The organism is Amycolatopsis sp. NPDC049252 (assembly GCF_043197175.1).
GTDB lineage: Bacteria > Actinomycetota > Actinomycetes > Mycobacteriales > Pseudonocardiaceae > Amycolatopsis.
Genome location: NZ_JBICSQ010000094.1, coordinates 1 through 23,609 on the forward strand (window position 1 = coordinate 1; position 23,609 = coordinate 23,609).

The following is a 23,609-nucleotide window of genomic DNA, read 5'->3' on the forward strand; positions in this document are numbered from 1 at the left end:
GTGGTTGGGCAGCATCGTGATCACGACGTCCACCCCGGCCACGGCGTCGGCCACGTCCGCCGCGGCACGGCCGCCGGCGGCCTGCAGCTTCTCGCCGGCCGCGGCGTGGACGTCGAAGCCGCTGACGTCGTGGCCGGCCGCGACCAGGTGCGCGGCCATCGGCGCGCCCATCACGCCCAGTCCGATGAATCCCAGTTTCATGCTCGTCCCCTTCGGGTGATCGGCAGCCAGTCCAGCGAGGCGCGGGTGTCGGGTTCCGGGACGTACTCGATCCCGACGAACCCGTCGTAGCCCGCGGCCTGGAGTTTGCGCAGGTGGCCGTCGAGGTCGACGGTCCCGGTGCCGGGCTGGTGGCGCCCGGGCGCGTCGGCGATCTGCACGTGCCCGATCCGGGAGATGTGCGTCGTCGACAGGGCGTCCAGGTCGTCGCCGTTGACTGCCAGGTGGTACAGGTCGGCCAGCAGCGCCACGTTGTCGCGCCCGAGGTCGTCGAGCACGGCCACGGCGTCCGCGGCGGTCTTGAGCGGGTAGCGGTCCGCGCCGGAAAGCGGTTCCAGGACCAGCTGCGCGCCGATCCTGGCGGCGGCTTCGGCCGCGGTCGCGAGGTTGACCAGCGCCAGGTCGTCCTGCTTGGCGGGTTCCTCGCCGTCGAGCCGGTTGCCGTACAGCGCGTTGAAGCTGCGGCACCCGGTGCGTTCGGCGATGCCGAGCGCGACGACGAGACTGTCGGCGAACTCGGCCTCGCGGCCGATCCACGAGACCAGGCCCCGCTCCCCCGCCGCCATGTCGCCGGCGTAGAAGTTCAGCCCGCGCAACGCGACACCGGCCCGCTCGATGGAGACGACGAAGGCGTCGACCTCGTCCCGCGCCGGGACCGCCACGTCGAACGGCCACCAGTACTCGACGTCGGTGAAGCCCGCCGCGCGCGCCGCCCCCGCCCGCTCGAGCAGCGGTACCTCCTTGAACAGGATCGACAGGTTGGCGACGTACGGCAGGGTGTGAGCCTCTTCAGGCATCGCGACCTCAAATTTCGCTATCCGGAATCTTTCTTTCGCATATCGAGAATAGCCCGCGACCTGCGCTGAGGTCAACGGGTGGCGGTCCGCCCTCGATCACGGCACGGCGGGGATGGCAACCGGTGGATCCGGTTCCGACGCAACCAAGGTCCGCGCGGCCGGACCTGTCGACGAACCTCGGACGCGCGACCTCAGCGACTATCCACATCGGACCCGCGGACCAGCGGGCGCCGGGCGCTCAGCACCGCCGACGCACCGGTCGCCGGAGCCAGCAGTTCCCTCACCGCCGGGTCGCCGGCTTGGAACGCCAGCGCCGCGGGGGCTCGTTCGCAGGCGCCGAGGCACGGGCTGCGCAGCCACATGACCCCGGCGACCGCCTTCCCCGCGGCGCCGACGTGCTCAGTGGGGACGTCGCACACCGTGTCCGACCCGGCGTCCCAGCAGGCCTCGCCGGTGCACACGCGCAGCTGCCGTCCCGGGCGCTCCGCCAGCGAGAACAGCGGATGCGAGCGGACGAACTCCGCCACGTCGGCCGACGGCACGCCCAGCGATCACCTCACGTTCCTCGCGGGCCTGCCGGACGTCGGGGAACTCGAGCGTCATCCGACCGGGACCGGGGTGTTCACCGTGCGGTCGAGCAGGCCGATGGCGGCGTGGACGTGGCGCAGCGCGGGGGCCGCGACGCCGGTCAGCTCCGCCAGTTCGACGACCGCGCCGATGATCGCGTCGATCTCCAGGGGCTTGCCGGCCTCGAGGTCCTGCAGCATCGACGTCTTGTGGTGGCCGACGCGCCAGGCGCCGTGGATGCGCTTCTCGACCGAGACCTGCGGGTCGCTGCCCGCCGCGCGGGCGATGGCGAGGGCCTCGGTCATCATCGTGGCGACGAGCGCGCGGGTGTCGTCGTGCTCGCACATCTGCGCCATCGTCGCCCGGGTCAGCGCCGAGAGCGGGTTGAAGGCGACGTTGCCCATCAGCTTGACCCAGATGTCGTTGCGCAGCTCGGGTTCCACCGGTGCCTTGAGGCCACCGGCGATCATCGCCGCGCTCAAGTCCTTGCAGCGCAAGGAAATCCGGCCGTCCGGCTCGCCGAGGGAGAACCGGGTGCCTTCCAGGTGCCGGATCACGCCGGGCTCCTCGATCACCGTCGAGCAGTAGACGACGCAGCCGATCGCGCGGCGCAGCGCCACCACGGCGGTCACCGCGCCGCCGGGATCGACCGTCTCGACGCGACGGCCTTCCAGCGGATGTCCGGTCAGGCCGTGGAAGTACCACCAGGGAATGCCGTTCTGCGCGGCGACGACCGCCGTCTCCGGGCCCAGCAGCGGCGCGAGGAGCGGGCCGGACGTGGCGTAGGAGTTGGCTTTCAGGCCGAGGAACACGAAGTCGACCTCACCGATCTCGGCGGGATCGTCCGTGACGTGCGGGTGCGCGGTGAAGTCGCCACGCGGGCTGAGCACGCGGACGCCGTGCTCGCGCATCGCGCTCAGGTGGGCCCGGCGGGCGACCAGGTGCACCTCGGTCCCGCCGCGGTGCAGCGCGGCCCCGACGTAGGCGCCGATCGCCCCGGCCCCGAGAACAGCCACCTTCATGATGTGCCTCCCACTTAGGTCGACCCCGTGATTGCATACAGTATCCTGGATTCACATGCGGAACCAGGGTCCTGCCGGGATTTTGCATACCAAAACCTGTATCCTGAAGCTCGACAGTCGTGTTCCACTCCGTCTCGAGGTGCCCCGTGAGCCAGCCCGTTTCCCCGCTCCCCGACCGCGGCCCGACCGGCCGCCGCACGGCCAAGGGCGCGCTCGGCTCGACCCCCGCCAAGCGCGTCGAGCGGCCGGCGCCGCTGCGCCAGGTCGTCTACGAGGCCCTCGCCGAGCTGATCATCAACCGCACCCTCGAACCCGGGCAGCACCTCGTCGAGGCCGACCTGGCCGAGTACCTGGGCGTCAGCCGCCAGCCGGTCCGTGAAGCCCTGCAGCGCCTGCAGAGCGAGGGGTGGGTCGACCTCCGGCCCGCGCAGGGCGCGTTCGTGCACCTGCCCACCGACGAGGAGGCCGACCAGCTGCTGAGCGTCCGCAGCGTGCTGGAGACGCACTCCGCGAAGCTCGCCGCCGGCCGCGCCACCGAGGACGACGTCAAACGCCTGTGGGAACTGCAGAACACCGGCGTCAAGGCGCTCGCCGACGAAGACACCGAAGGGCTCGTCGCCGCGAACGCCGCCCTGCACGCGTTCATCACCGAGCTGTCCGGCAACGCCGTCCTGGCGGAACTGATCGGCCTGGTCGACCGGCGGGTGCGCTGGTACTACACGCCGATCGCCCGCCCCCGCGGCCACGACGCGTGGAACGAGCACGACGAGCTGATCCACGCCATCTCGGACAAGGACGCCGACGCCGCCGAGCAGATCATGAGCCGGCACACCGAAAAGACCCGCCAGGCCTACCACGAACGTCCGGACACGCCCCGGCCCTGATTTCCCCAGGGCCGGGGCGCCGGATCGTCCGGGGTCGAACCCCGGACCCCGCCAGGGGCAAGCCCCTTGGAACCCCGAAAGCCGGGGGTCCGGATCAGCCGCCGGTGGCGGCGGAAGGTCGCGCAACCAGCTCGGTTTCGGCGAGCTGGTTGCGTGGCCGGCCGGGCTGGCGCAGGAACAGCGTCAGCACCGCCGAAAGGAGCGCGATGCAGCCGGCGAGGATGTACGCGCCCGTGTAGCCCCAGGCGCTGATGACCCCTGCGGCGAGGCCACCACCGCCGACACCACCGATCAGTTTCGCGCTGTAGACCAGGCCGTAGTTCGACGCGTTGTTGTTCTCGCCGAAGTAGTCCGGCACGAGCGCCGCGAACAGCGGGTAGAACGCGCCGCCGCCGAACCCGGTCAGGAAGGCGAACACCATGAACAGGACCAGGTTGTGCGTGTTGCCGGCGTACATCACGCCGAACTGCGCGCCACCCGCGATCACCAGCACGACGGTGAGCGTCTGCCGGCGGCCGATCCGGTCCGAAACCCAGCCGACGACCGCGCGCCCGGTGCCGTTGACGATCGACAGCACACCGGCCGACGACGCCGCGACGAACGCCCCGAAACCGCTTTCCTTGGCGAAGGGCACCTGAAAGTTGATGCCGAACAGCGAAACCCCGCCGATGATCACCAGACACACCCACATCAGCGGGAGCATGCCGGTCCGGATCGCCTCCATCGGGGAGAACTGCTTCACCGCGGGCGGGTTCTTGGCCAGGCCGCCGCTCTTGGTCCGCCGGTTCGCGGCCCAGTTCTTCGGGTCGACCTCCTTCGGCCACCAGCTCTTCGGCGGGTCCTTGAACAGGAACCCGCAGACCCCGACGACCAGCAGCATGTAGACGCCGATGACGTCGAGGATCACCGAATAGTTCGCCGGCGTCAGGAACGCGGCGAACACGTAGATGAACGGGACGGCGCCGTAGGCGAACCCGCCGTTGACGAAGCCCGTTCTCGCACCCCGTTTCTCGGGGTACCACTTGCCGACCATGTTGATGCAGGTCGCGTACACCAGCCCGGCGCCGGTGCCGCCGAGCACGGCGTACCCGACGAAGGCCACGGCCAGGTTGCCGCTGTGGGAGATGGTGAAGTAGCCGATGCCACTGCACACCGCGCCGGCCAGCATGGCCGTCTTCGCCGACATGATGTTCTTTTCGCGCAGCCGGCCCGCCGGGAACGCGACCCCGGCCTGGAACACGGCCCAGATGCTGGCCAGCCAGAACGCGTCGCCGAGCGACCAGCCGTACTTCTCTTCGAGGGTGCCTTCGACGGCGCCCCAGCCGTATTCGAAGACACTGACCGCCATCATGGCGATCCAGGGAAGCCACACCATCCAGCTTCGTGAACGCCCCATGATGTCCTGTGGCGTTTCGCCTACTCGATACACCCGTCCGTTCTCGTCAACGATCTCCTGGTAAGTCGCTGCGGTCATAAGAGTTCTCTTTCGTCACCGTTGACTCGTGTCCCTCTGTACCGTCGTGCGGTGGATCTTCGTCCTTTCTCCGTCGTGGGAACAGCCCCTGTGGAGGTACTTCAAAGCAGTCCGGCTGACCGCGCCCAGCGGTACTTCGCGCCGAGCACCGCGACCGGCTTTTCGGTCGTGTACGGATAAGCCACGACCCCGTGCTGGTAGAGGTAGTCACTGGCTTCCTCGACTTCGACGTCACCGGAGAGCGAGGCGACGACGGGCTTGTGGATGCCCTTCGCGCGGTACTCGGCGACGACTTCGGAAACCAGCTCGGCGAACACCATGGGCGGGGTGACGATGGTGTGCCAGTAGCCCAGGATCAGGGCGTGGATGCGGTCGTCCTCGAGGCCCAGCGCGATCGTGTTGCGGTAGGTCGCGGGCGGCTCGCCGCCGGTGATGTCCACCGGGTTGCCCGCCGCGCCGAACGGCGGGATGAACTTCCGGAACGCGGTGTCGAGGTCCGGCGGGATCTCCATCAGGCTCAGCCCGTTGTCGACGCAGGCGTCCGAAAGCAGCACGCCGGACCCGCCGGCGCCGGTGATGATGACGACGTTCTCGCCCTTCGGCGTCGGCAGCAGCGGGATGCCCCTGGCGTACTCGAGCATGTCGTTCAGCCCGGGTGCCCGGATCACGCCGCTCTGGCGCAGGATGTCGTCGTACACCTTGTCGTTGCCGGCCAGGGCGCCGGTGTGGGAGCTCGCCGCCTTCGCGCCCTGCGACGTCCGGCCCGCCTTGAGCACGACGATCGGCTTGCGCCGCGACACCCGCTTCGCCGTCTCCGCGAACGTCCGGCCGTCCTTGAGGTCCTCCAGGTGCATGGCGATGAGCTCGGTGTGCTCGTCCTGCTCGAAGAACGTGAGCAGGTCGTCCTCGTCGATGTCGGCCTTGTTCCCCACCCCGACGATCGAGGACACGCCCATCTTCGCCGAGCGGCTGAACCCGAGGATCGCCATCCCGATGCCGCCGCTCTGCGACGAGAGCGCCACGCCGCCTTTGACGTCGTAGGGCGTGCAGAAGGTCGCCGACAGGTTCACCGGCGTGTAGTAGTAGCCGTAGATGTTCGGCCCGAGGACGCGCACGCCGTGCTTGCGCGCGATCGCGACGACCTCGTCCTGCAGCGCGATGTTGCCGGTCTCGCCGAAGCCGGACGGGATGAGGATCGCGCCGGCGACGCCCTTCGCGCCCGCTTCCTCCAGCGCCGCGGGGACGAACTTCGCCGGGATGGCGAAGACCGCGACGTCGACGTCGCCCGGGACGTCGGTGATGCTCGCGTAGGCCTTGCGGTCGAGGATCTCGGCGGCCTTCGGGTTGATCGGGTGGATCTCCCCCGCGTAACCACCGTTGACCAGGTTCTTCATCACCGAGTTGCCGATCTTCCCGGCCTCGGCGGACGCCCCGATCACCGCGATCGACGACGGCCGCATGATCCGCGTCATCGACGCGAGGATCTCCTCCTGGGTGAACCGGACCGGCTCCTTCGCCGCGTCCGGGTCGACGAGGATCCGGACGTCGACGGCGGTGGCGCCGGACGGCGTCGCGAGCACCGGGTTGAGGTCCACTTCGGACAGCTGGGGGAAGTCGGTGACCAGCTCTCCGAGCCCGTGGATGACAGCGGCGAGCGCGTCGCGGTCCACCGGTTCGGCGCCGCGGACGCCCCGGAGGATCTCCGCGGCCTGGATGCCGTCGATCATGGAGAGCGCTTCCTCGGTGCTCGTCGGCGCGAGCCGGAACGTGACGTCCTTGAGGACTTCGACGAGCACGCCGCCCAGACCGAAGGCGACGATCTTGCCGAAGGTCGGGTCCGTGACCGACCCGATGATCACCTCCTGGCCCTCGGTGAGCATCCGCTGCACCTGGACGCCGAGAATCCGCGCGTCGGCGTGGTACGCCTTGGCGTTCTCGACGATCTTCGTGAAGCCCGCCGACACCGCCTCGGGATCGGTGAGGCCGACGAGCACGCCGCCGGCCTCGGTCTTGTGCAGGATGTCCGGCGAGACGATCTTGAGCACCACCGGCAGCCCGATCTCCAGGGCGTGGGTCACGGCTTCCTCGGCCGTGGCCGCCAGCCGCTCGGCCGGGGTCGGGATGCCGTACGCCTCGCACACCGCACGTCCCTCGGGCGCGGTCAGCGAAGACCGGCTTTCGGCCGCCGCCTGGGCCAGGATCTTCTCGACCGCCGCGCGATCCGCCACTCAGATCACCCCCGCCGAACGGAGCTTCTCCAGCTCGGCCTCGCCGTAGCCGAGCTCGCCGAGCACCTCGTCGGTGTGTTCGCTCAGCAGCGGCGAGCGTTCGATCTCGACGGGCGAATCGGACAGCTTGAGCGGGCAGCCGACGGTCTTGAAGCTGCCGCGCTCGGGATGCGCGACCTCGACGACGGCACCGAGCGCGGCGAGGGTCTCGTCCTCGATCAGCTCTTGGGTCGACAGGATGGGACCGCAGGGGATGTTGTGGGCGTTGAGCGCCTCCATCACCTCCCACTTGGTGTGCGTCTCGGTCCACTCCTCGACCAGCGCGAACACCTTGTCCAGTTTGGACAGCCGCACCTCGGGGGTGGACCAGGCCGGGTCTTCGGCCAGCTCCGGTTTGCCCAGCAGCCGCGTGAGCGGGGCCCAGCCGACCGGCTGGATGATCACGTAGATGTAGTCGTTCGGGCCGCCCGGCGCGCACCGCACCGCCCAGCCCGGCTGGCCGCCGCCGGAGGCGTTGCCCGAGCGCGGGACCTCGTCGCCGAAGTGGTCGTTCGGGTACTCGCCGAGCGGCCCGTGCGCCAGCCGCTGCTGGTCGCGCAGCTTGACCCGGCACAGGTTGAGCACGGCGTCCTGCATGGCGACCTGGACGCGCTGGCCGCGGCCGGTGCCCGTGCGCTGGTACAGCGCGGCGAGGATCGCGGCCACCAGGTGGATGCCGGTACCGGAGTCGCCGATCTGCGCGCCGGTCGCGGTCGGCGGCCCGTCCTCGAAGCCGGTGGTGCTCATCGCGCCGCCCATCGCCTGCGCGATCACCTCGTAGGCCTTGAAGTCGGCGTAGCGACCGGGGCCGAACCCCTTGATGGAGGCGTAGATCAGCCGCGGGTTGAGCGCGGCCAGCTTCTCCCACGGGTAGCCGAACCGGTCGACGACCCCCGGTCCGAAGTTCTCGACCAGGACGTCCACCCCGGACACGAGCTTTTCGAAGACTTCTTTGCCTTCGTCGCTCTTCATGTTGAGGGTGATGCTGCGCTTGTTGGCGTTCAGCATCGTGAAGTAGAGACTGTCCACTCCGGGCAGATCACGCAGCTGCCCGCGCGTGATGTCGCCCCGGCCGGGGGTCTCCAGCTTGATCACGTCCGCGCCGAGCCAGGCGAGCAGCTGCGTGGACGACGGACCGGACTGCACGTGCGTCATGTCGAGGACACGGACGCCGTCGAGTGCCTTACCCATCTTGTCTCCGCTCACTTGTACATGGTCTGGTTCATGGTTCCGGGGGCGTACACGTCCGGGTCGACCCAGACGTTGATCAGCGACGGCTTGCCCGACTCGCGGGCCCGCTGAAGCGCCGGCGCGATGTCGGCCGGGTCGCGGACCTCCTCGCCGTGGCCGCCGAGCATCCGGGCGAACTCGTCGTACCGGACGTCGCCGAGGGTGTTGCCGACGCGCTCGCGCGGGAGGCCGTACTTCGCGGCCTGGCCGTAGCGGATCTGGTTCATCGACGAGTTGTTGCCGACGATCCCGACGAACGGCAGGTCGAACCGCACGAGCGTCTCGAAGTCCCAGCCGGTGAGGCTGAACGCGCCGTCGCCGAACAGGGCGACGACCTCCTTGTCGGGCCGGGCGTGCTTGGCGGCCAGCACGAACGGGATACCGACGCCGAGTGTCCCGAGTGGACCGGGGTCCATCCAGTGGCCGGGCGACTTGGGCTGGACGACCTGACCGGAGAAGGTGACGATGTCGCCGCCGTCGCCGATGTAGATCGAGTCCTCGGTGAGGAACTCGTTGATCTCGTGGACCAGCCGGTACGGGTGGATCGGCGTCGCGTCGGAGTGCTGCAGCGGCAACCGCTTCTGCTTCGCCTTCTCCTCCACGGCCTGCAGCTCTTCGAGCCAGACCTTGCGCCCGACCGAGCCGTTGTCGTGGCGGCCCGACGCGGCCTCCGCGACGGCGGCGAGCACCTGGCCCGCATCGCCGACGATGCCGAGGTCGATGTCCCGGTTCTTCCCGACGGTCCGGTAGTCGAGGTCGATCTGGACGACGGTGGCGTCCGGGGACAGCCGCTTGCCGTAGCCCATCCGGAAGTCGAATGGGGTGCCGACGATGACGATGACGTCGGCGTTGTCGAAGGCGTACCGGCGCGAGAGCTGGAAGTGGTGCGGGTCGCCCGGCGGCAGCGTGCCGCGGCCGGCGCCGTTCATGTACGCCGGGATGTTCAGCGTGCGCACGAGGTCCACGGCGGGTTCGGTCGCGCGGGTCGTCCAGACCTGGCTACCGAGCAGGATCGCCGGCTTCTTGGCGTGCACCAGCAGGTCGGCCAGCTTCTCGATGTCGGCCGGGTCGCCCGCGTTGCGCGTGGACGCCCGGTAGCGGCCGGATTCGGGGATGCGCGCCTGGGAGAGCGGGACCCGCGCGTCGAGGACGTCACGCGGAATCTCCAGGAACGACGGCCCGGGCGCGCCGGCGTAGGCCTCGCGGAACGCCATCGACACCAGGTCGGCGACGCGGGCGGTGTGCGGCACGGTGGCGGCGAACTTGGTGATCGGCGTCATCATGTCCACGTGCGGGAGGTCCTGCAGAGACCCCATCTTGTGCTGGGTGAGCGCGCCCTGGCCGCCGATGAGCAGCATCGGGCTCTCCGCGCGCAGGGCGTTGGCGACGCCGGTGACCGCGTCCGTCGTGCCGGGGCCGGCGGTGACCACCGCGCAGCCGGGCTTGCCGGTGATCCGCGCGTAGCCGTCGGCCGCGTGGGCGGCGACCTGCTCGTGCCGGACGTCGATGACCTCGATGCCTTCGTCGACGCAGCCGTCGTAGATGTCGATGATGTGGCCGCCGCAAAGCGTGAAGATGGTGTCGACGCCTTCGGCCTTGAGGGCCTTGGCCACCAGGTGGCCGCCCGAGATCTCCGCCGGCGCGGTGCCGTTGGTCGCTCGGGCGCTCTCCCCCGCGGTGGTGCCTGTGGTTGTCATTCGCTCGACTCCTCTGGTCCACGCCGGGTCTCGCTGGCCCGGCGTTCGCTCGTCGCCGCTCCCCTGTCCGGTCGTTCGGGGGTTCCGGGTGGCGGAGCCCCCGGCCCGGGCCGAAGGTCCGGTTGTTACAGCCGAGGTCAGCGGCCTCTTCGCGGCAGACTGTAGATTGCATACCGTATGGGGTAGGCATATAGTCACCCTTCTGGCAGCCCGTGTCCAGGCCCATCCGCAGGGTTTTTCCCCGGCCCCGAGGGGTGCGATCACACGCCCGGACACGGCGGACCTCCTTGCCCTGCAGCGCCGCGGAAAGGACGCTCCCGCATGGACCTCTTCGAACACGAAGCCCGAGATCTCTTCGAGAAACACGGCGTGCCGGTCCCCCGCGGCCGCGTCGCCGCCGACCCCGCCGCCGCCCGTGCCGCCGCCGCCTCGCTCGGCGGGCCGGTGGTGGTCAAGGCCCAGGTGAAGACCGGCGGCCGCGGCAAGGCGGGCGGCGTCCGCGTCGTGCGCACGGCCGACGACGCCGAGCAGGCCGCCGACGACATCCTCGGCATGGACATCAAGGGGCACACCGTGCACCGGGTGCTCGTCACCGAGGCGAGCGAGATCGCCGCGGAGTACTACCTCTCGTTCCTGCTCGACCGTGCCGGCCGCACGTTCCTGGCCATGGCGTCGACCGAAGGCGGCGTGGAGATCGAAGAGGTGGCCGCGACCGAACCTGAAGCGCTGCTGCGGGTTCCGGTTAACGCCCTCCACGGGGTGGACGCTTCGGCCGTGGCCGCGGCTTTTCCCCCGGACGTGCGGGAGGAAGCCGCGGACGTCGTCCGGAAGCTGTGGGACGTCTTCGTCGCCGAGGACGCGACGCTGGTCGAGGTCAATCCCCTGGCCCGCACCACGACCGGCATCGTCGCCTTGGACGGCAAGATCACCCTCGACGACAACGCGGACTTCCGCCGCGCTGCTTCCTTCGACGATCCCCACGACGGCGATCCGCTCGAGCGGGCAGCGCGGGAGAAGGGCCTCAACTACGTCAAGCTCGACGGCGACATCGGCGTGATCGGCAACGGCGCCGGGCTCGTCATGTCCACTTTGGACGTCGTCGCGGCGGCCGCGGCCGCGGCCGGCGCGCGCGGTCCGACCAACTTCCTCGACATCGGCGGCGGCGCTTCGGCCGAGGTGATGGTCGCCGGGCTGAGCGTCATCCTCGGCGATCCGCAGGTGCGCAGCGTGTTCGTCAACGTCTTCGGCGGCATCACCGCCTGCGACGCGGTGGCGACCGGAATCGTGCGCTCCCTGGAAGTGCTCGGCGAGCGGGCCACGAAGCCGCTGGTCGTGCGGCTCGACGGCAACAACGTGGCCGAGGGCAGGCGGATCCTCGAACAAGCCGCGCACCCGCTGGTCACCGTGGTGGCCACCATGGACGACGCCGCCCGCGAAGCGGCGAAACTCGCGATCGCGGAGGTCTGAACCGTGGCCATCTTCCTGGACGAGAACAGCCGGATCGTCGTCTCGGGCATCACCGGCACCGAGGGCGCGAAGCACGCAGCGCGGATGCTGGCCGCCGGGACGAACGTCGTCGGCGGAGTGAACCCGCGCAAAGCCGGCCAGCACGTGGAGATCGGCTCTGCGCAGCTGCCCGTCTTCGGCAGCGTCGCCGACTCGATGGCCGGGACCGGCGCCGACGTCTGCGTGCTGTTCGTGCCGCCGCCGTTCGTCGAAGGCGCGGTGGCCGAGGCCGTCGACGCCGGGATCGGGCTCGTGGTGGTGATCACCGAGGGCGTCCCGGTGCACGACACCGCGCGGCTGTGGGCGCACGCCGTCGCCGCGGGCGGGCGGACCCGGATCATCGGGCCGAACTGCCCGGGCGTCATCTCCCCCGGCAGGTCGAACGCCGGGATCATCCCCGCCGACATCACCGGGCCGGGCCGGATCGGCCTCGTCTCCAAGTCCGGCACGCTGACCTACCAGCTCATGCACGAGCTGCGGGACATCGGGTTCTCCACGTGCGTCGGGATCGGCGGCGACCCGATCATCGGGACGACGCACATCGACGCCGTCGAGGCGTTCGAGAAGGACCCGGAGACCGACCTGATCGTGCTGATCGGCGAGATCGGCGGCGACGCCGAGGAGCGGGCCGCGGAGTTCGTGCGCGCCCACGTGTCGAAGCCGGTCGTCGGCTACGTCGCCGGGTTCACCGCGCCCGAGGGCAGGACCATGGGCCACGCGGGCGCGATCGTGTCCGGCTCGTCCGGCACGGCCGAGGCGAAGAAGACGGCGCTGGAGGCGGCCGGGATCCGGGTCGGCCGGACGCCGAGCGAGACCGCCGCGCTCGCCCGTGAGCTGGTGAGCTGATGCCGCCGAAACCGCGGCTCGGACCGGCGGTTCCCGCCTGTGTGGACGCCACGATCCGCTCGCCGCTGCTCGGCACCCACGAGGTCGTACCGCCGCACCACCACGACCGCGGGATGCGCGCCGTCACCGGCACGGAGTTCGCGCGCCGGCTGGAGGAGCGCACCGGGATCCGGCCCGGCCGGGCCGCGGAGACGTTCACCGACCCGGCTCAGAACGTCCGGCCGTGCGGCGCGCGGCTGCGCCTGCCGTACACCGGCGCGGTGCGCGGGTGCGTCCTCGACGAGGCGGCGTGATGGACCTGCGCCAGCTCGCGGTCGTGGTGGCGGTCGCCGAGGAAGGCGGTTTCACCGCGGCCGCGCAGCGGCTGCACACCGTCCAGTCGACGGTCTCCACCGTCGTCCGGGCCCTGGAACGCGACCTCGGCACACCCCTGTTCCACCGCACCACCCACCGCGTGGCGCTGACGCCCGCCGGCGAGGCCTTCGTGCCCGCCGCGCGGGCGGCCCTCGAAGCGGTCGAACGGGCGCGGGCGGCGATCTCGCCGGTCCACGGCCGGGTGCGGCTGGGTCTGGCCCCGGGGTTGCTGCTCGACCTGCACCGGGTGCTCGCCGCGGTGCGGGACGCGCATCCGGGCCTGGTCGTCGAGGTCCGCCAGCTGACCGCGGACAGCCTCGGGGGCGCGCTCACGGAGTCCACAGTGGACCTCGCGCTGGGGGTGGCCGACGCCGGGCTCGGCTCGGTCGATTCCCGGGACGCGGCCGGAAAGGCACCGGATCCCTATACCGGGAAGGGGTTCGCGACGCCGCCCGATTCCGGCGGTGGCCTGGTCACCTCTCCCCTCGCGGGCGAGGAACTCGTCCTCGCCACCGCACCCGGCGGCTCGCGCTCCGCGCCCGGTGACCTCTCCGCGCTCTCCCTCGTCGACTTCCCTAACGGGTGGGCGATCCGGGACGTCGTCGACCGCGCGTTCGCGGACCGCAGCGTCAGCCTGGAGGCCGACGACCTCACCGCCGCGGTCTCGCTGGTGCGGGCCGGGCTGGCCGCGTGCGTCCTGCCGGCCTCCGCCGCGGCGCGGTTTCCCGAAGTCACCGTGCGGCGGTTCGCCGTTCCCCCGCTCTGGCAGCTCACCGCGATCCACCGCGAAGATCCGCCGGCGGCCGTCACCGCGGTACTAGCTCACCTAGGCTGAAGCCGTGCTCCTGCGCCAGCTGGAATATCTCGTCGCGCTGGCCCGCGAGAAACACTTCGCCCGGGCCGCCAACGCGTGCCACGTGTCCCAGCCGTCGCTCTCGGCCGGGATCCGGAAGCTCGAACGCGAGCTCGGCACGCAGGTCGTCCAGCGCGGCGCGCGGTACGCCGGGCTGACGCCCGAAGGCGAGCGCGTCCTGCTGTGGGCGCAGCGGATCCTCGCCGAGCGTGACGCGCTCAACGAAGACCTCTCGACGATGCGCGACAGCCTCTCGGGAGTGCTGCGCGTCGGCGCCATCCCCACCGCGCTCACCGCGATGTCGATGCTCACGGCGCCCTTCTGCGAACGGCACCCACATGCCCGCGTGACGCTGGAGTCGTTGTCCTCCGACGAAATCGCGCGACGGCTGTCCGCTTTCGAACTCGACGCGGGACTGACCTATGTGGACGACGAGACCCCGCACGGGCTGCGGTGCGTTCCGCTGTACGAGGAGCGGTACCTGCTGCTGACCCCGTCCGACGGCGAGCTCGCCGAGCGCCGCGTGGTGCGTTGGGCCGAAGTCGCCACGCTGCCGCTGTGCCTGCTCATGCCGCACATGCGCAACCGCCGGGTGCTCGACGCGCTGTTCGCCGAGGCCGGCGCCACCGTCGTGCCGGCGATCGAAACGGACACCGTTTCCGCGCTCTACTCCCACGTCGCCACGCACCACTGGTCCAGCGTGATCTCCCACGCCTGGCTGCACCTGTTCGGTGTGCCGCCGGGCATGCGCGTGGTGCCGCTCGAAACGCCGTCGCGGTCGCACCGGATCGGCCTGGTGGTGACGGCGGGTTCGCCCGAACCGATCCTGGCCCGCGCGCTGCTGGAAGTCGTCCGCGGCGTCGACGTCCGCGGCACCCTCGACGCCCTGCTGCACCAGCACCTCGCCGAGCAGCGCCGATAGCCGGCGCCTATCCCGGGATAGAAACCTTCACGTTGACCGCCTCACGCGCGCGGAGGACGGTGAAAGTACTTGTCCCGCAACAAAAACTGGAGTGTGACGCTGTGGCAAAGGTGCTGTGCGTGCTCTACGACGACCCCGTGGACGGCTACCCGAAGACCTACCCGCGCGACGGCCTGCCGCACCTGGACGGCTACCCCGGCGGCCAGACGCTGCCCACACCGCGGGGTGTGGACTTCACGCCGGGACAGCTCCTCGGCAGCGTCTCCGGTGAGCTCGGGCTGCGGAAGTTCCTGGAGGCACAGGGACACACGCTCGTCGTCACCTCCGACAAGGACGGTGACGGCTCGGAATTCGACCGCGAACTCGCCGAGGCCGAGATCGTGATCTCCCAGCCGTTCTGGCCCGCCTACCTCACCGCCGAGCGGATCGCGCGGGCACCGAAGCTCAAGCTGGCCGTCACCGCCGGCATCGGCTCGGACCACGTCGACCTCGACGCGGCCATCGCCCACGGCGTCACGGTCGCCGAAGTCACCTACTGCAACAGCATCAGCGTGGCCGAGCACGTCGTGATGATGATCCTCTCGCAGGTGCGCAACTACCTGCCGTCGCACCAGGTCGTGCTGGACGGCGGCTGGAACATCGCCGACTGCGTCGCGCGCTCGTACGACGTCGAGGGCATGCACATCGGCACGGTCGCGGCCGGGCGGATCGGCACCGCCGTGCTGCGGCGGCTGGCGCCGTTCGACGTCCACCTGCACTACACCGACCGGCACCGGCTGCCGGCCGAGGTGGAGCGGGACCTGAACCTGACCTTCCACCCGGACGCGGCGGACATGGTGCCGCACTGCGACGTCGTGACGATCAACGCACCGCTGCACCCGGAGACCGAGGGCCTGTTCGGGGACGCGCTGATCGCGTCGATGAAGCGCGGCGCGTACCTGATCAACACGGCGCGGGCGAAGATCGCCGACCGCGACGCCGTGGTCCGCGCGCTCGAGAGCGGGCAGCTGGCCGGGTACGCGGGCGACGTCTGGTACCCGCAGCCGGCGCCGGCCGACCACCCGTGGCGGACGATGCCGTACCAGGGCATGACCCCGCACATCTCGGGGTCGTCGCTCTCGGCGCAGGCGCGGTACGCGGCCGGGACGCGCGAGATCCTGGAGGACTACTTCGGCGGGTCGCCGATCCGCGACGAGTACCTGATCGTCGACGGCGGCAAGCTCGCCGGCACCGGCGCGCACTCCTACTCGACGCGCTGAGCGGGTTCCGGTGGGCGGGACGGTGTCCCGCCCACCGGGCGCTACGCCGTGGGCAGCAACGACTTCGGGCGGCCGGGCTGGCTGAGCCACCCGGTGGCCACGGCCCCGGCGAGGCTCAGGATCCCGGCCGCGGCGAACGCCCCCACCAAGGCGAACGCGGCGAGCCCGACCCCGACGACGGCTCCGACGGCCTTGGCGCTGTAGAGCACCCCGAAGTTCTGCAGCGCCGACTCCTCCCCGAAGTACTCGCGCACCAGGTCGATCAGCAGCGTGTAGCAGCAGCCGTTGCCCAGCCCGGCCAGCGCGACGCCGAGCAACAGGCCGACGGCGTGCCGGTGCTCCCCCGAGTAGTACAGGACGAACTGGGCGATCCCGCCGGCGAGCAGGGCCGGCCGCAGGATCCGGCGGCGGCCGAGCCGGTCGGCGAACCGTCCGATGAGGACCCGGCCGCTCCCGGTGGCCGCGGCGAGCAGGGCCAGCGCGGCGGCGGCGAGCCCGGGCCCGCTGCGTCCGGCCACGTACGTCGCCAGGTACGCGAGGTCGAAGAGCAGCACCGCGGCGGCGAGCACGACGACGAGGTAGAGCGCGAGGGTGGTGCCGCACCGGAACAGTTCGGCGGGCCGGTAGTGCCGGATCGCCCGGCGCCGGTTGTGCGTCTTGTCCAGCGCCCAGGCGCGCGGCTCCGGTGTCGAGGGCCACCAGTGCCGCGGCGGGTAGCGCAGCAGCGCGCCGCATCCGGCGATCACGACGAGCACCACGACGGCGGTCCCGTCGAGCAGCGCCGCCCGCGCGTCCGGGAGCAGGGCGGCCAGCACGACGAACGGCACGCTGCCCCCGGCGAAGGCGCCGCTGACGATCCCCGCGCTGGGCCCGGAGTGATCCGGGAACCAGGCCAGCACGGCGCCGACGCAGGTGGCGTAGACGAGGCCGGTGCCGAGCCCGCCGAGCACCGAATAGCCGAGGTAGACGGTGAGCAGAGTGCTCGCGTGGCCGAGGGTGACCAGCCCGGCGGCGCACAGCACGGCGCCGAGCGCCATCGCGGCGGGCGCGGGCAGGACGCCGCGTTCGCGCAGCCACGCCGCCGGGAACGCGGCGCCGGCCTGGCAGACCGCCCAGAGGGCGAAGGACAGGACGATCCCGCCGAACGTCCAGCCGTGCGCCCGGCTCAGCGCGGGCACGATCGCGCCGAAGCCGTACTGCTGCACGCCGGCCGCGAGCATGGCGGCCGCGGCGAGCCAGGTGATCCGGGCGCGCGGCCGGCCGAGCAGCTCGAGGTCGGTCTCCCCGACCCGGTACCGCCGTCCGTAGACGTCCCGGAGCTCACGGACCTCGGGCATGACGACCGCCTCCCCTTCGCTGTTCGCTGGAGATTGTATGCAGTATGGAGTAGTCCGAGTGTGCACTTAGGTGGCCGGGATGTCCACAGCAGGATCCGCGCGTTTCGGGACGCCAGCGGATCGCGGCGCGGATCGGCGAGCGAGCTGCGGAAACCGCTGAGACCTCGGGTGTCCGCGCCGGGTTCGTCTCGGCGCGCGAGTCCCGGGAGGCCGAGGAAGGCGGCCCGGTGGCCATCGAGGGAGGAGGCGGCCACCGGGCCAGTGCTCCGGCGCGGTACCGGCCGCGTGGAGCACTGACAGTCTGGCCAGCGGAGACCCCCTCCGACAAGCCTTTGGGCAAGCCGGGACGTGTCCGCTTTCCGGCGATCAACCCCAGGCCGGACCGACGGGGGTCCGATGTGGTCACCCAGAGGAACGGCACACCACAGCTACGGGAGCGCCAAGGGAAAGGGGCGAACGGCCCCGACACTCGTGAGCGAACAGCGTTCGCGGGACTTGCCGACCGGACAAGGGATTGCACCGAGTGGCGCACCCATCCGGGCGGCGAATTGCAAGTTGCACTTACGCGGCTTGCCGGTCAGGCAAAGCGATCCGCCGAGTGGCGCAGCCGTAACGGCGGCCGTGCAACACACTCGGCTCAAGACGCGTCAGCAGAACTTCACCGAGCGGACGATGCTGCGCAACAGCCGGACTTCGCGCCGGAAACCGGCGGTGGCGCAGGCGCGCCCCGGGTGACCGGTTCCCCTCCCCGGGGACCGGAACCCGTTGCGCGGCAGGCTGTTGTTCGTCAGGCCTTCTTGCGGGTGGCGCGCTTGCGGGCCGGCTTGGCCTCCGCCGGCTCGGCGGCCGCGGCCTGGTCGGCCTCGAAACCGGCGATGATCTCGCTGGACAGGCGGCCGCGCTCGGCGACCTCGTAGCCGTTGGCCTGCGCCCATTCGCGGATCTGCCGGTTGCGCTCGCGGTCGGTGCCCGAGCTCGACGAGCCCGTCAGCGACTGCCCGGTCGCGAGCCGGACCTTGCGGCCGCCGATGCGCCGCGCGGCACCGACGTAGCGGGCGAGCTCGTCCCGCAGCGCCGAAGCGTTCTCCTCGGAGAGGTCGATCTCGAAGCTCACCCCGTCGAGGGCGAAGGGGACGGTCTGGTTCGCCTCGCTCCCGTCGAGGTCGTCCACCATCTCGACGTGCACCCGTTGCGCCATGGTTCGTCGTTCCTCATCTTCTCCAGAACACGGTCGGACAGACCCTAACCTGTCGAATCACGTCCGGCACGCGCGACACCCGTGAAGCGTCCACAATGGCCGCCCGGGCGACGGGGCCGCCCCCTACAGCCTGACCGCAACCAAGTCGGAATGCCGTTGATCTTGTAGAATTTTTGTATTCGTGATATGCTCGAAATCAAATCGGTACCGTTGCGGGGTGACCTCACCCGATTTTCCCGGTAATGCGCCCGGCGTCAGCCGCACGGCGTTCACAGCAGCCGCCGCGCGAGCGGCACATTTGCTGGTCGACGCCGCTCCCCCGATCTTCTCGGACCCGCTCGCCGCGCCGTTGCTCGGCGCCCGAGCCGAAGAACTGCTGGCATACCACCGGCTCCACGGTACGCACCCGGTTCTCGCCGCGGCCCGTGCCGAGGCCGTCTGCCGCAGCCGGTTCACCGAAGAGCGCCTCTTGCGACCCAATTCCGGTATAGACCAGTATCTGATTCTCGGCGCCGGACTCGATTCGTTCGCCTATCGCACGCCGCCCGGCCGGTTCCGGGTGTTCGAAGTCGACCGGCCGGCGACCCAGACCGCCAAACGGGAACTCCTGGAAGCCGCCGGGATCACCGCACCGGGGTCGGTGACCTTCGTCGCCGTCGACTTCGAAACCGGCCGGCTCCGGGAACGGCTCGTCCAGAGTGGACTCGACCCGCACCGTCCCGTGTTCGTCAGCTGGCTCGGAGTCACGATGTACCTGACACGGGAGGCGATTCTCGCCACCTTGACGGACCTCGGCGGGTTGGTCCCCGGCTCGGAAATCGTGGCGGACCACCTGCTGCCCCCGGAACTGCGCGACGCGGCCGGAAACGGTTACGCCGAGGCCGTCGCGCCGATGGCCGCCGAGGAGGGTGAGCCGTGGCACACGTTCCTCTCCCCCGCCGCCATGGCGGCGCTCCTCCGGGACACCGGATTCGAAGTGGTCGAACAGGCCGGCCAGGAAGACGCCGCCGGCCCGGCCGGGTGGCACCGCGACGACGCCCTGAAGCCGATCCGCCTTTCCCACCTGACCCACGCGCGCATTCCGCACCCGGCGGGAAAACCGGACCAAGGAAGCTGACCACTTTCCGGCCGAGGCGACGATCTTCCGGCCAGTCTTCCGGTCAATCCGGCAGCAGGGGCATCTCCAGGTCGTCCGGTCGGCCCAGCAGGACCGCGCGGGTGACCGCCGCCTTCCCGAAGCGGTCCCGCACGGAGTCCAGGGCCGTGTCGAGCTGGGTCGCGCGCTGACGCTCGAACGGCAGCGCCAGCTGGACGTGGTCGTCGTCGGTCAGGTTGGACAGCGACGCGCCCAGCAGCGTGATCCCGCGGTCGAAGACGAGCGGTAGCGCGGCTTCGAGGAGTTCCCGCGCCGCGGCGAGGATCGTGCCGGTGCCTTCGGTCGGCTCGTTCAAAGTGCACGAGCGCGTCACGCGGGTGAAGTCGGCGAAGCGCAGGCGAAGGGTGACCGTGCGGCAGATGCGGTGCGCCGCGCGCAGCCGCCGGGCGATCCGGTCGATCAGCGCCACCAGCACGACGTCCAGCTCGGCCGGGGTCCGCCGGCCGCGGCCGAGCGCGCGCTGGGCGCCGATCGACCGGCGCCGGACGCCGGTCTCGACGAGCCGCGGGTCCCGGCTGTGCGCCAGTTCGTAGAGGTGCCGCCCGGCGCCGCGGCCCAGCATCCCGGCGAGGTCCACCGGCTCGGACGCGGCCAGCTGGCCGACTGTCGTGATACCGCGCGCCCGCAGTTTCTCCTCGGTCACCTTGCCGACGCCCCACAGCGCCCGGACCGGGAGCGGGTGCAGGAACTCCAGTTCGGCGTCGTGCGGCACGACGAGCAGGCCGTCCGGCTTCGCCACCGCGCTCGCGACCTTCGCGAGGAACTTCGTCCGCGCGACGCCGACGGTGATCGGCAGCCCCGCCCGCTCGGCGACCGCCCGGCGCAGCCGCTCGGCGATGACGCTCGGCCGCCCGGCGATCTTCGCCAGCCCGCCGACGTCGAGGAACGCCTCGTCGATGGAAATGCCCTCCACCAGCGGGGTGGTGTCCCGGAAGACCTCGAACACCGCCTTGCTCGCGGCCGAGTAGGCCGACATCCGCGGCCGCACGACGACCGCGTGCGGGCACAGCCGCCGGGCCTGCACGCCGCCCATCGCGGTGCGCACGCCGTAGGCCTTGGCCTCGTAACTCGCGGCCAGCACGACCCCGCCGCCCACGATCACGGGCCGCCCCTTCAGGCCCGGGTCGTCGCGCTGTTCGACCGACGCGTAGAAGGAGTCGAGGTCGGCGTGGAGGATGGGGCCCTCGTCGGTCATAGAACATATGTTCGCATATCCGCGGGCCGAAATCCGCTTCGCCGTCCGGCGCCACCGGTGTGCCGCTGGCCGAAACTGAGCGTTTTACCGGTTGTCGGCCGTTCGTGACCGCGCCCACACTCGAAGCCATCGATCCACCCGACCACTGGGGGCGACATGTCCGAGAAGTGCCGATGCGGCGATCACCACGCATGGGCCGGCCCGAGCCCGGATGACCGGCCCGCCGCGCCACGCCAGCCGCTGCTGGCCGTGACGCTGGCCCGTGAAGACCGCGTGGAGGACGCCGGCGGGATCGACCCGACCGACCGGGTCACGTGCCGGACCCACCGTCGCTGGCTGCACGAATGCGTCTCCTCGCCGGTGCACGCCAACCCGGCGATCGGCTACCGCTGGTGCCGCCGGTGCGACCACCAGGCCCTCGTGGCCGTGGACGAGCTGACCGGCGACATCACCATCCGCTGCGGGCTCTGCGGCCACAGCCCGCGCAGCCGCGCGAACGACGAGCTGGTTGAACTGTGCCGGCGCAGCCTGGCCCTGGCGCGCGCGAACCGGTTCCCGCAGAGCGCCGCGGCCTGAGCAGAGCACGGAACCGACGTCGCTGCCATGATGCGGACGTGCCCGAACCCGGAACCTCCGCCCTGGTGATCCTGCTGCCCGCCGCCGAGCCCGTGCTCGCCGCGGCCCGGCGCACCGCTCCCGCCCTGGTCCGCCCCGGCCTGCCCGCGCACGTCACGGCGTTGTACCCGTTCCTGCCGGCCCACGAGCTGACCGACGAGGTCGTCGACGCCGTGCGCGACCTCACCGCCGCCGTCCGGCCGGTCGACCTCCGGCTCACCGAACTGGTCGTCGCGCCGGGTTTCTCGGCGATCGCCACCCCCTCGCTGCAGCCGATCGCGGACGCCGTCTGCGCCCGCTGGCCGGAGGTTCAGCCCTATGGCGGCCGGTTCGGCCCCACCCCTGCCGCGCACCTCACGGTCGCGATGGGTGGCGCCGAAGCCGACCACGAGCGGGTCGCCGAGCAGGTCCGGCCGCTCCTCCCGCTGGCGGCCCGCGCGGCGGAACTGCACCTGGTCGCGCTCGACGACGAAGGCTGGGAAACCCGGCTCGCCGCCCCGTTCGGCGCCTGACTCACCGGGCCGAGCCGACGTCCTCCCCGGCGTCGAGCTTCCGGTAGGCCCGGGCGATCGCCCGCAACCGCGCGACGTCCGCGGCGAACGGTTCCGTGCCGGCGACCGGCGGTTCGCTCTCCCCCGGTTCGTCCGGCAGGGCGCGCACCAGCCTCGCCGCCGCCGGGGCCGCCAGCTCCGGCGTCACCCCGGCGAGGATCAGGCCGTCGTTGGTCTCGCTCATCGCCGTCAGCAGCCGCTCGCGGCGGGAAGGACCGCCCGGGTCGATCCGGACGATCTCCGGGAACCGGCGGGTGAGGTGCGCGCGCAACGGCCGCACCTGGCGCAGCGTCCGCGCGTCCCGGCGGCCGGCCACCAGGCCCGGGATCGACGGGATCGTCAGCCCCACCACGATCAGCAGCACCGACACCGCCGGGAAACCGACGTCCAGCGCGCACGGCAGCGTCGAGAACGGCCCGGCGCACAACGCCTTCGCCGGGTGGTCCGACTGCAGCGCCCTGATCGTCGCGACGATCTTCCCGCCGAGGTAGGCGACGGCGAACGCGGAAGCCAGCAACAGCAGCGAGAGCCCGGCGCGCAGCGCGCCGCCGCTCGCCCGGATCGTCACCGCCGACACGATCCCGATGTCGACCACCGCGAACCCGAGGTAGACGGTGTAGGCGAAGACGTACACGACGAGCGTCGGGTGGGTGCCGTAAAGCTCGTCGAACACGCCGACGCCGCGCGGCAGGTCCGACGTGCTGAAGAACGTCACCACCAGCAGGATCAGCGCCGCGGCCAGGGCGACGAGCCGGGTGCGCCGGCCGCGGTCGCGGGTGCCGCTGATCTCGGCGACCGTCAGCCCGATCCCGTAGGCCGCGACCATGGTCGCGAGGTTCGAGAGCAGGCGTCCGAGGCTCGGGTACAGCTCGCTCTCCGCCACCTGCGCGCGGTTGGACAGGAAGCAGAACGCCGCGCCGAGCGCGATGAGCGAAACGGCCAGCCCCGCGCCCGCACCGGTCCGCCGCGCCCGCACCGCGCGCCAGATCCCGACGGCCAGCGCGAAGAGCCCGACCCCGAGGAACAGAATGTCGATCACGGGACCGGACTATCCCAGCAACGCCGCCAGGCGCCGCGCCTGGTCCGCCGCACGGCCGGACGCGCCGGGCTGGACGGCGGGCGGTTCGCTCGTCGCGGCGCTCATCAGCAGCACGGCGATCAGCTCGGCCTCGTACTCGTCACGCCCGCTCGTCACGCGGGTGAGCAGGTGCGACAGCGCGCGCGGCGCCAGGTCCGGGGCGAGCTCGGCGGCCTCGGACTCCGACATCAGGCAGTTCCCGGTGTGCGCGCACAGCATGTGGGCGAGCTCGTGGGCGATGATGTGGTCCTGGTGCAGCGCGGAGGTGTGCTCGGTGTAGGCGATCAGGTCGTAGTCCGGGCGGGCCTGCCAGGCCCCGGACGGCTGGCCGGGCCGGTAGGCCACCGGCACCAGGTCGATCTCGCGCCCGCGCCAGGCCTCGAGGGCGTCGACCCAGCGGTTCATCGACCACGGCCGGGGCAGCGGGACGGCGTCGAGGACGGTCCGCACCCGCGCGCGGGCCCCGGCCCGCAGCTGCGTGAGGCCGTGCGCGTCGATGGGTCCTCCCCGCTGGGCGGGCGCCAGCCGGGTGCACCGGGGCGCGATCACGGACGAGGTCATCCTAGCCGACCGCTCACCGCG

At 71.4% G+C, this 23,609-nt stretch carries 23 protein-coding genes; 10 read left to right on the top strand and 13 right to left on the bottom strand.

Annotated features, from left to right (window positions below; all coding sequences use genetic code 11):
* The 4 genes from ACGFMK_RS43065 to ACGFMK_RS43080 form a co-directional block, all read right to left on the bottom strand.
* A partial coding sequence (locus ACGFMK_RS43065; RefSeq protein ID WP_392775806.1) for an NAD(P)-binding domain-containing protein occupies window positions 1-201 on the bottom strand: 201 nt, incomplete at its 3' end.
* Window positions 198-1,016 carry a hydroxypyruvate isomerase family protein gene (locus tag ACGFMK_RS43070; RefSeq protein WP_392775808.1) on the bottom strand — a complete coding sequence of 273 codons (819 nt, stop codon included), beginning with the start codon at window positions 1,014-1,016 and terminating at the stop codon, window positions 198-200. The genes ACGFMK_RS43065 and ACGFMK_RS43070, both read right to left, overlap by 4 nt.
* A 191-nt stretch (window positions 1,017-1,207) precedes the next feature.
* Window positions 1,208-1,558: an NAD(P)H-dependent oxidoreductase subunit E gene (locus tag ACGFMK_RS43075; RefSeq protein ID WP_392775811.1), complete on the bottom strand. Its 351-nt coding sequence runs from the start codon at window positions 1,556-1,558 to the stop codon at window positions 1,208-1,210.
* A 57-nt stretch (window positions 1,559-1,615) separates the two neighbouring features.
* Window positions 1,616-2,605 (bottom strand): 2-dehydropantoate 2-reductase, encoded by a 990-nt coding sequence (locus tag ACGFMK_RS43080; RefSeq protein WP_392775814.1) that lies wholly within the window; start codon window positions 2,603-2,605, stop codon window positions 1,616-1,618.
* A 146-nt stretch (window positions 2,606-2,751) separates the two neighbouring features.
* Here ACGFMK_RS43080 and ACGFMK_RS43085 point away from each other — a divergent pair, with 146 nt between their 5' ends.
* On the top strand, window positions 2,752-3,489 hold the full coding sequence (locus ACGFMK_RS43085; protein WP_392775816.1) for a GntR family transcriptional regulator: 738 nt from the start codon (window positions 2,752-2,754) through the stop codon (window positions 3,487-3,489).
* A gap of 94 nt (window positions 3,490-3,583) precedes the next feature.
* Here ACGFMK_RS43085 and ACGFMK_RS43090 read toward each other — a convergent pair whose 3' ends face one another.
* The 4 genes from ACGFMK_RS43090 to ACGFMK_RS43105 form a co-directional block, all read right to left on the bottom strand.
* Window positions 3,584-4,963: an OFA family MFS transporter gene (locus ACGFMK_RS43090; protein ID WP_392775818.1), complete on the bottom strand. Its 1,380-nt coding sequence runs from the start codon at window positions 4,961-4,963 to the stop codon at window positions 3,584-3,586.
* A gap of 101 nt (window positions 4,964-5,064) precedes the next feature.
* Window positions 5,065-7,191: an acetate--CoA ligase family protein gene (locus tag ACGFMK_RS43095; protein ID WP_392775821.1), complete on the bottom strand. Its 2,127-nt coding sequence runs from the start codon at window positions 7,189-7,191 to the stop codon at window positions 5,065-5,067.
* Window positions 7,192-8,421: a formyl-CoA transferase gene (gene frc / locus ACGFMK_RS43100; protein WP_392775824.1), complete on the bottom strand. Its 1,230-nt coding sequence runs from the start codon at window positions 8,419-8,421 to the stop codon at window positions 7,192-7,194.
* 11 nt (window positions 8,422-8,432) lie between these two features.
* A complete protein-coding gene (locus tag ACGFMK_RS43105; protein ID WP_392775827.1) occupies window positions 8,433-10,157 on the bottom strand; it encodes a thiamine pyrophosphate-binding protein in 1,725 nt (574 codons plus the stop codon).
* A 321-nt stretch (window positions 10,158-10,478) separates the two neighbouring features.
* Here ACGFMK_RS43105 and sucC point away from each other — a divergent pair, with 321 nt between their 5' ends.
* The 6 genes from sucC (at window position 10,479) to ACGFMK_RS43135 (ending at window position 15,897) form a co-directional block, all read left to right on the top strand.
* Window positions 10,479-11,624 (top strand): ADP-forming succinate--CoA ligase subunit beta, encoded by a 1,146-nt coding sequence (gene sucC / locus ACGFMK_RS43110; protein WP_392775829.1) that lies wholly within the window; start codon window positions 10,479-10,481, stop codon window positions 11,622-11,624.
* Window positions 11,625-11,627: 3 nt separating this feature from the next.
* Window positions 11,628-12,509 (top strand): succinate--CoA ligase subunit alpha, encoded by an 882-nt coding sequence (sucD, locus tag ACGFMK_RS43115; RefSeq protein WP_392775832.1) that lies wholly within the window; start codon window positions 11,628-11,630, stop codon window positions 12,507-12,509.
* The gene (locus tag ACGFMK_RS43120; RefSeq protein ID WP_392775835.1) at window positions 12,509-12,802 is read left to right on the top strand and encodes a hypothetical protein; all 294 of its coding nucleotides are present in this window, start codon (window positions 12,509-12,511) and stop codon (window positions 12,800-12,802) included. Before sucD ends, ACGFMK_RS43120 begins: the two co-directional genes overlap by 1 nt.
* On the top strand, window positions 12,802-13,698 hold the full coding sequence (locus ACGFMK_RS43125; RefSeq protein WP_392775838.1) for a LysR family transcriptional regulator: 897 nt from the start codon (window positions 12,802-12,804) through the stop codon (window positions 13,696-13,698). Before ACGFMK_RS43120 ends, ACGFMK_RS43125 begins: the two co-directional genes overlap by 1 nt.
* A 4-nt stretch (window positions 13,699-13,702) precedes the next feature.
* Window positions 13,703-14,638, top strand: coding sequence for a LysR family transcriptional regulator (locus ACGFMK_RS43130; protein ID WP_392775840.1), 936 nt, complete (start codon window positions 13,703-13,705; stop codon window positions 14,636-14,638).
* A gap of 101 nt (window positions 14,639-14,739) precedes the next feature.
* A complete protein-coding gene (locus ACGFMK_RS43135; RefSeq protein WP_392775843.1) occupies window positions 14,740-15,897 on the top strand; it encodes an NAD-dependent formate dehydrogenase in 1,158 nt (385 codons plus the stop codon).
* Window positions 15,898-15,938: 41 nt separating this feature from the next.
* Here the strand turns inward: ACGFMK_RS43135 and ACGFMK_RS43140 are convergent, their stop codons facing one another.
* Complete coding sequence (locus ACGFMK_RS43140) at window positions 15,939-17,234, bottom strand: OFA family MFS transporter (RefSeq protein WP_392775846.1); 1,296 nt, start codon at window positions 17,232-17,234, stop codon at window positions 15,939-15,941.
* A gap of 787 nt (window positions 17,235-18,021) precedes the next feature.
* Window positions 18,022-18,432 (bottom strand): Lsr2 family protein, encoded by a 411-nt coding sequence (locus tag ACGFMK_RS43145; protein ID WP_392775848.1) that lies wholly within the window; start codon window positions 18,430-18,432, stop codon window positions 18,022-18,024.
* A 217-nt stretch (window positions 18,433-18,649) separates the two neighbouring features.
* Between ACGFMK_RS43145 and ACGFMK_RS43150 the strand changes: the two genes are divergently transcribed.
* Window positions 18,650-19,549 (top strand): class I SAM-dependent methyltransferase, encoded by a 900-nt coding sequence (locus tag ACGFMK_RS43150; RefSeq protein WP_392775851.1) that lies wholly within the window; start codon window positions 18,650-18,652, stop codon window positions 19,547-19,549.
* Between the two features lie 43 nt (window positions 19,550-19,592).
* Here ACGFMK_RS43150 and dinB read toward each other — a convergent pair whose 3' ends face one another.
* Window positions 19,593-20,783 (bottom strand): DNA polymerase IV, encoded by a 1,191-nt coding sequence (gene dinB / locus ACGFMK_RS43155; protein WP_392775854.1) that lies wholly within the window; start codon window positions 20,781-20,783, stop codon window positions 19,593-19,595.
* Between the two features lie 156 nt (window positions 20,784-20,939).
* Here dinB and ACGFMK_RS43160 point away from each other — a divergent pair, with 156 nt between their 5' ends.
* The gene (locus ACGFMK_RS43160) at window positions 20,940-21,359 is read left to right on the top strand and encodes a hypothetical protein (protein ID WP_392775857.1); all 420 of its coding nucleotides are present in this window, start codon (window positions 20,940-20,942) and stop codon (window positions 21,357-21,359) included.
* A gap of 38 nt (window positions 21,360-21,397) precedes the next feature.
* On the top strand, window positions 21,398-21,910 hold the full coding sequence (locus ACGFMK_RS43165) for a 2'-5' RNA ligase family protein (protein ID WP_392775860.1): 513 nt from the start codon (window positions 21,398-21,400) through the stop codon (window positions 21,908-21,910).
* A gap of 1 nt (window position 21,911) precedes the next feature.
* Here ACGFMK_RS43165 and ACGFMK_RS43170 read toward each other — a convergent pair whose 3' ends face one another.
* Both ACGFMK_RS43170 and ACGFMK_RS43175 read right to left on the bottom strand, forming a co-directional pair.
* On the bottom strand, window positions 21,912-22,988 hold the full coding sequence (locus tag ACGFMK_RS43170) for a hypothetical protein (RefSeq protein ID WP_392775863.1): 1,077 nt from the start codon (window positions 22,986-22,988) through the stop codon (window positions 21,912-21,914).
* 9 nt (window positions 22,989-22,997) lie between these two features.
* Window positions 22,998-23,588, bottom strand: a complete 591-nt coding sequence (locus ACGFMK_RS43175; protein WP_392775866.1) for a hypothetical protein — start codon at window positions 23,586-23,588, stop codon at window positions 22,998-23,000.
* Window positions 23,589-23,609 lie beyond the last annotated feature (21 nt).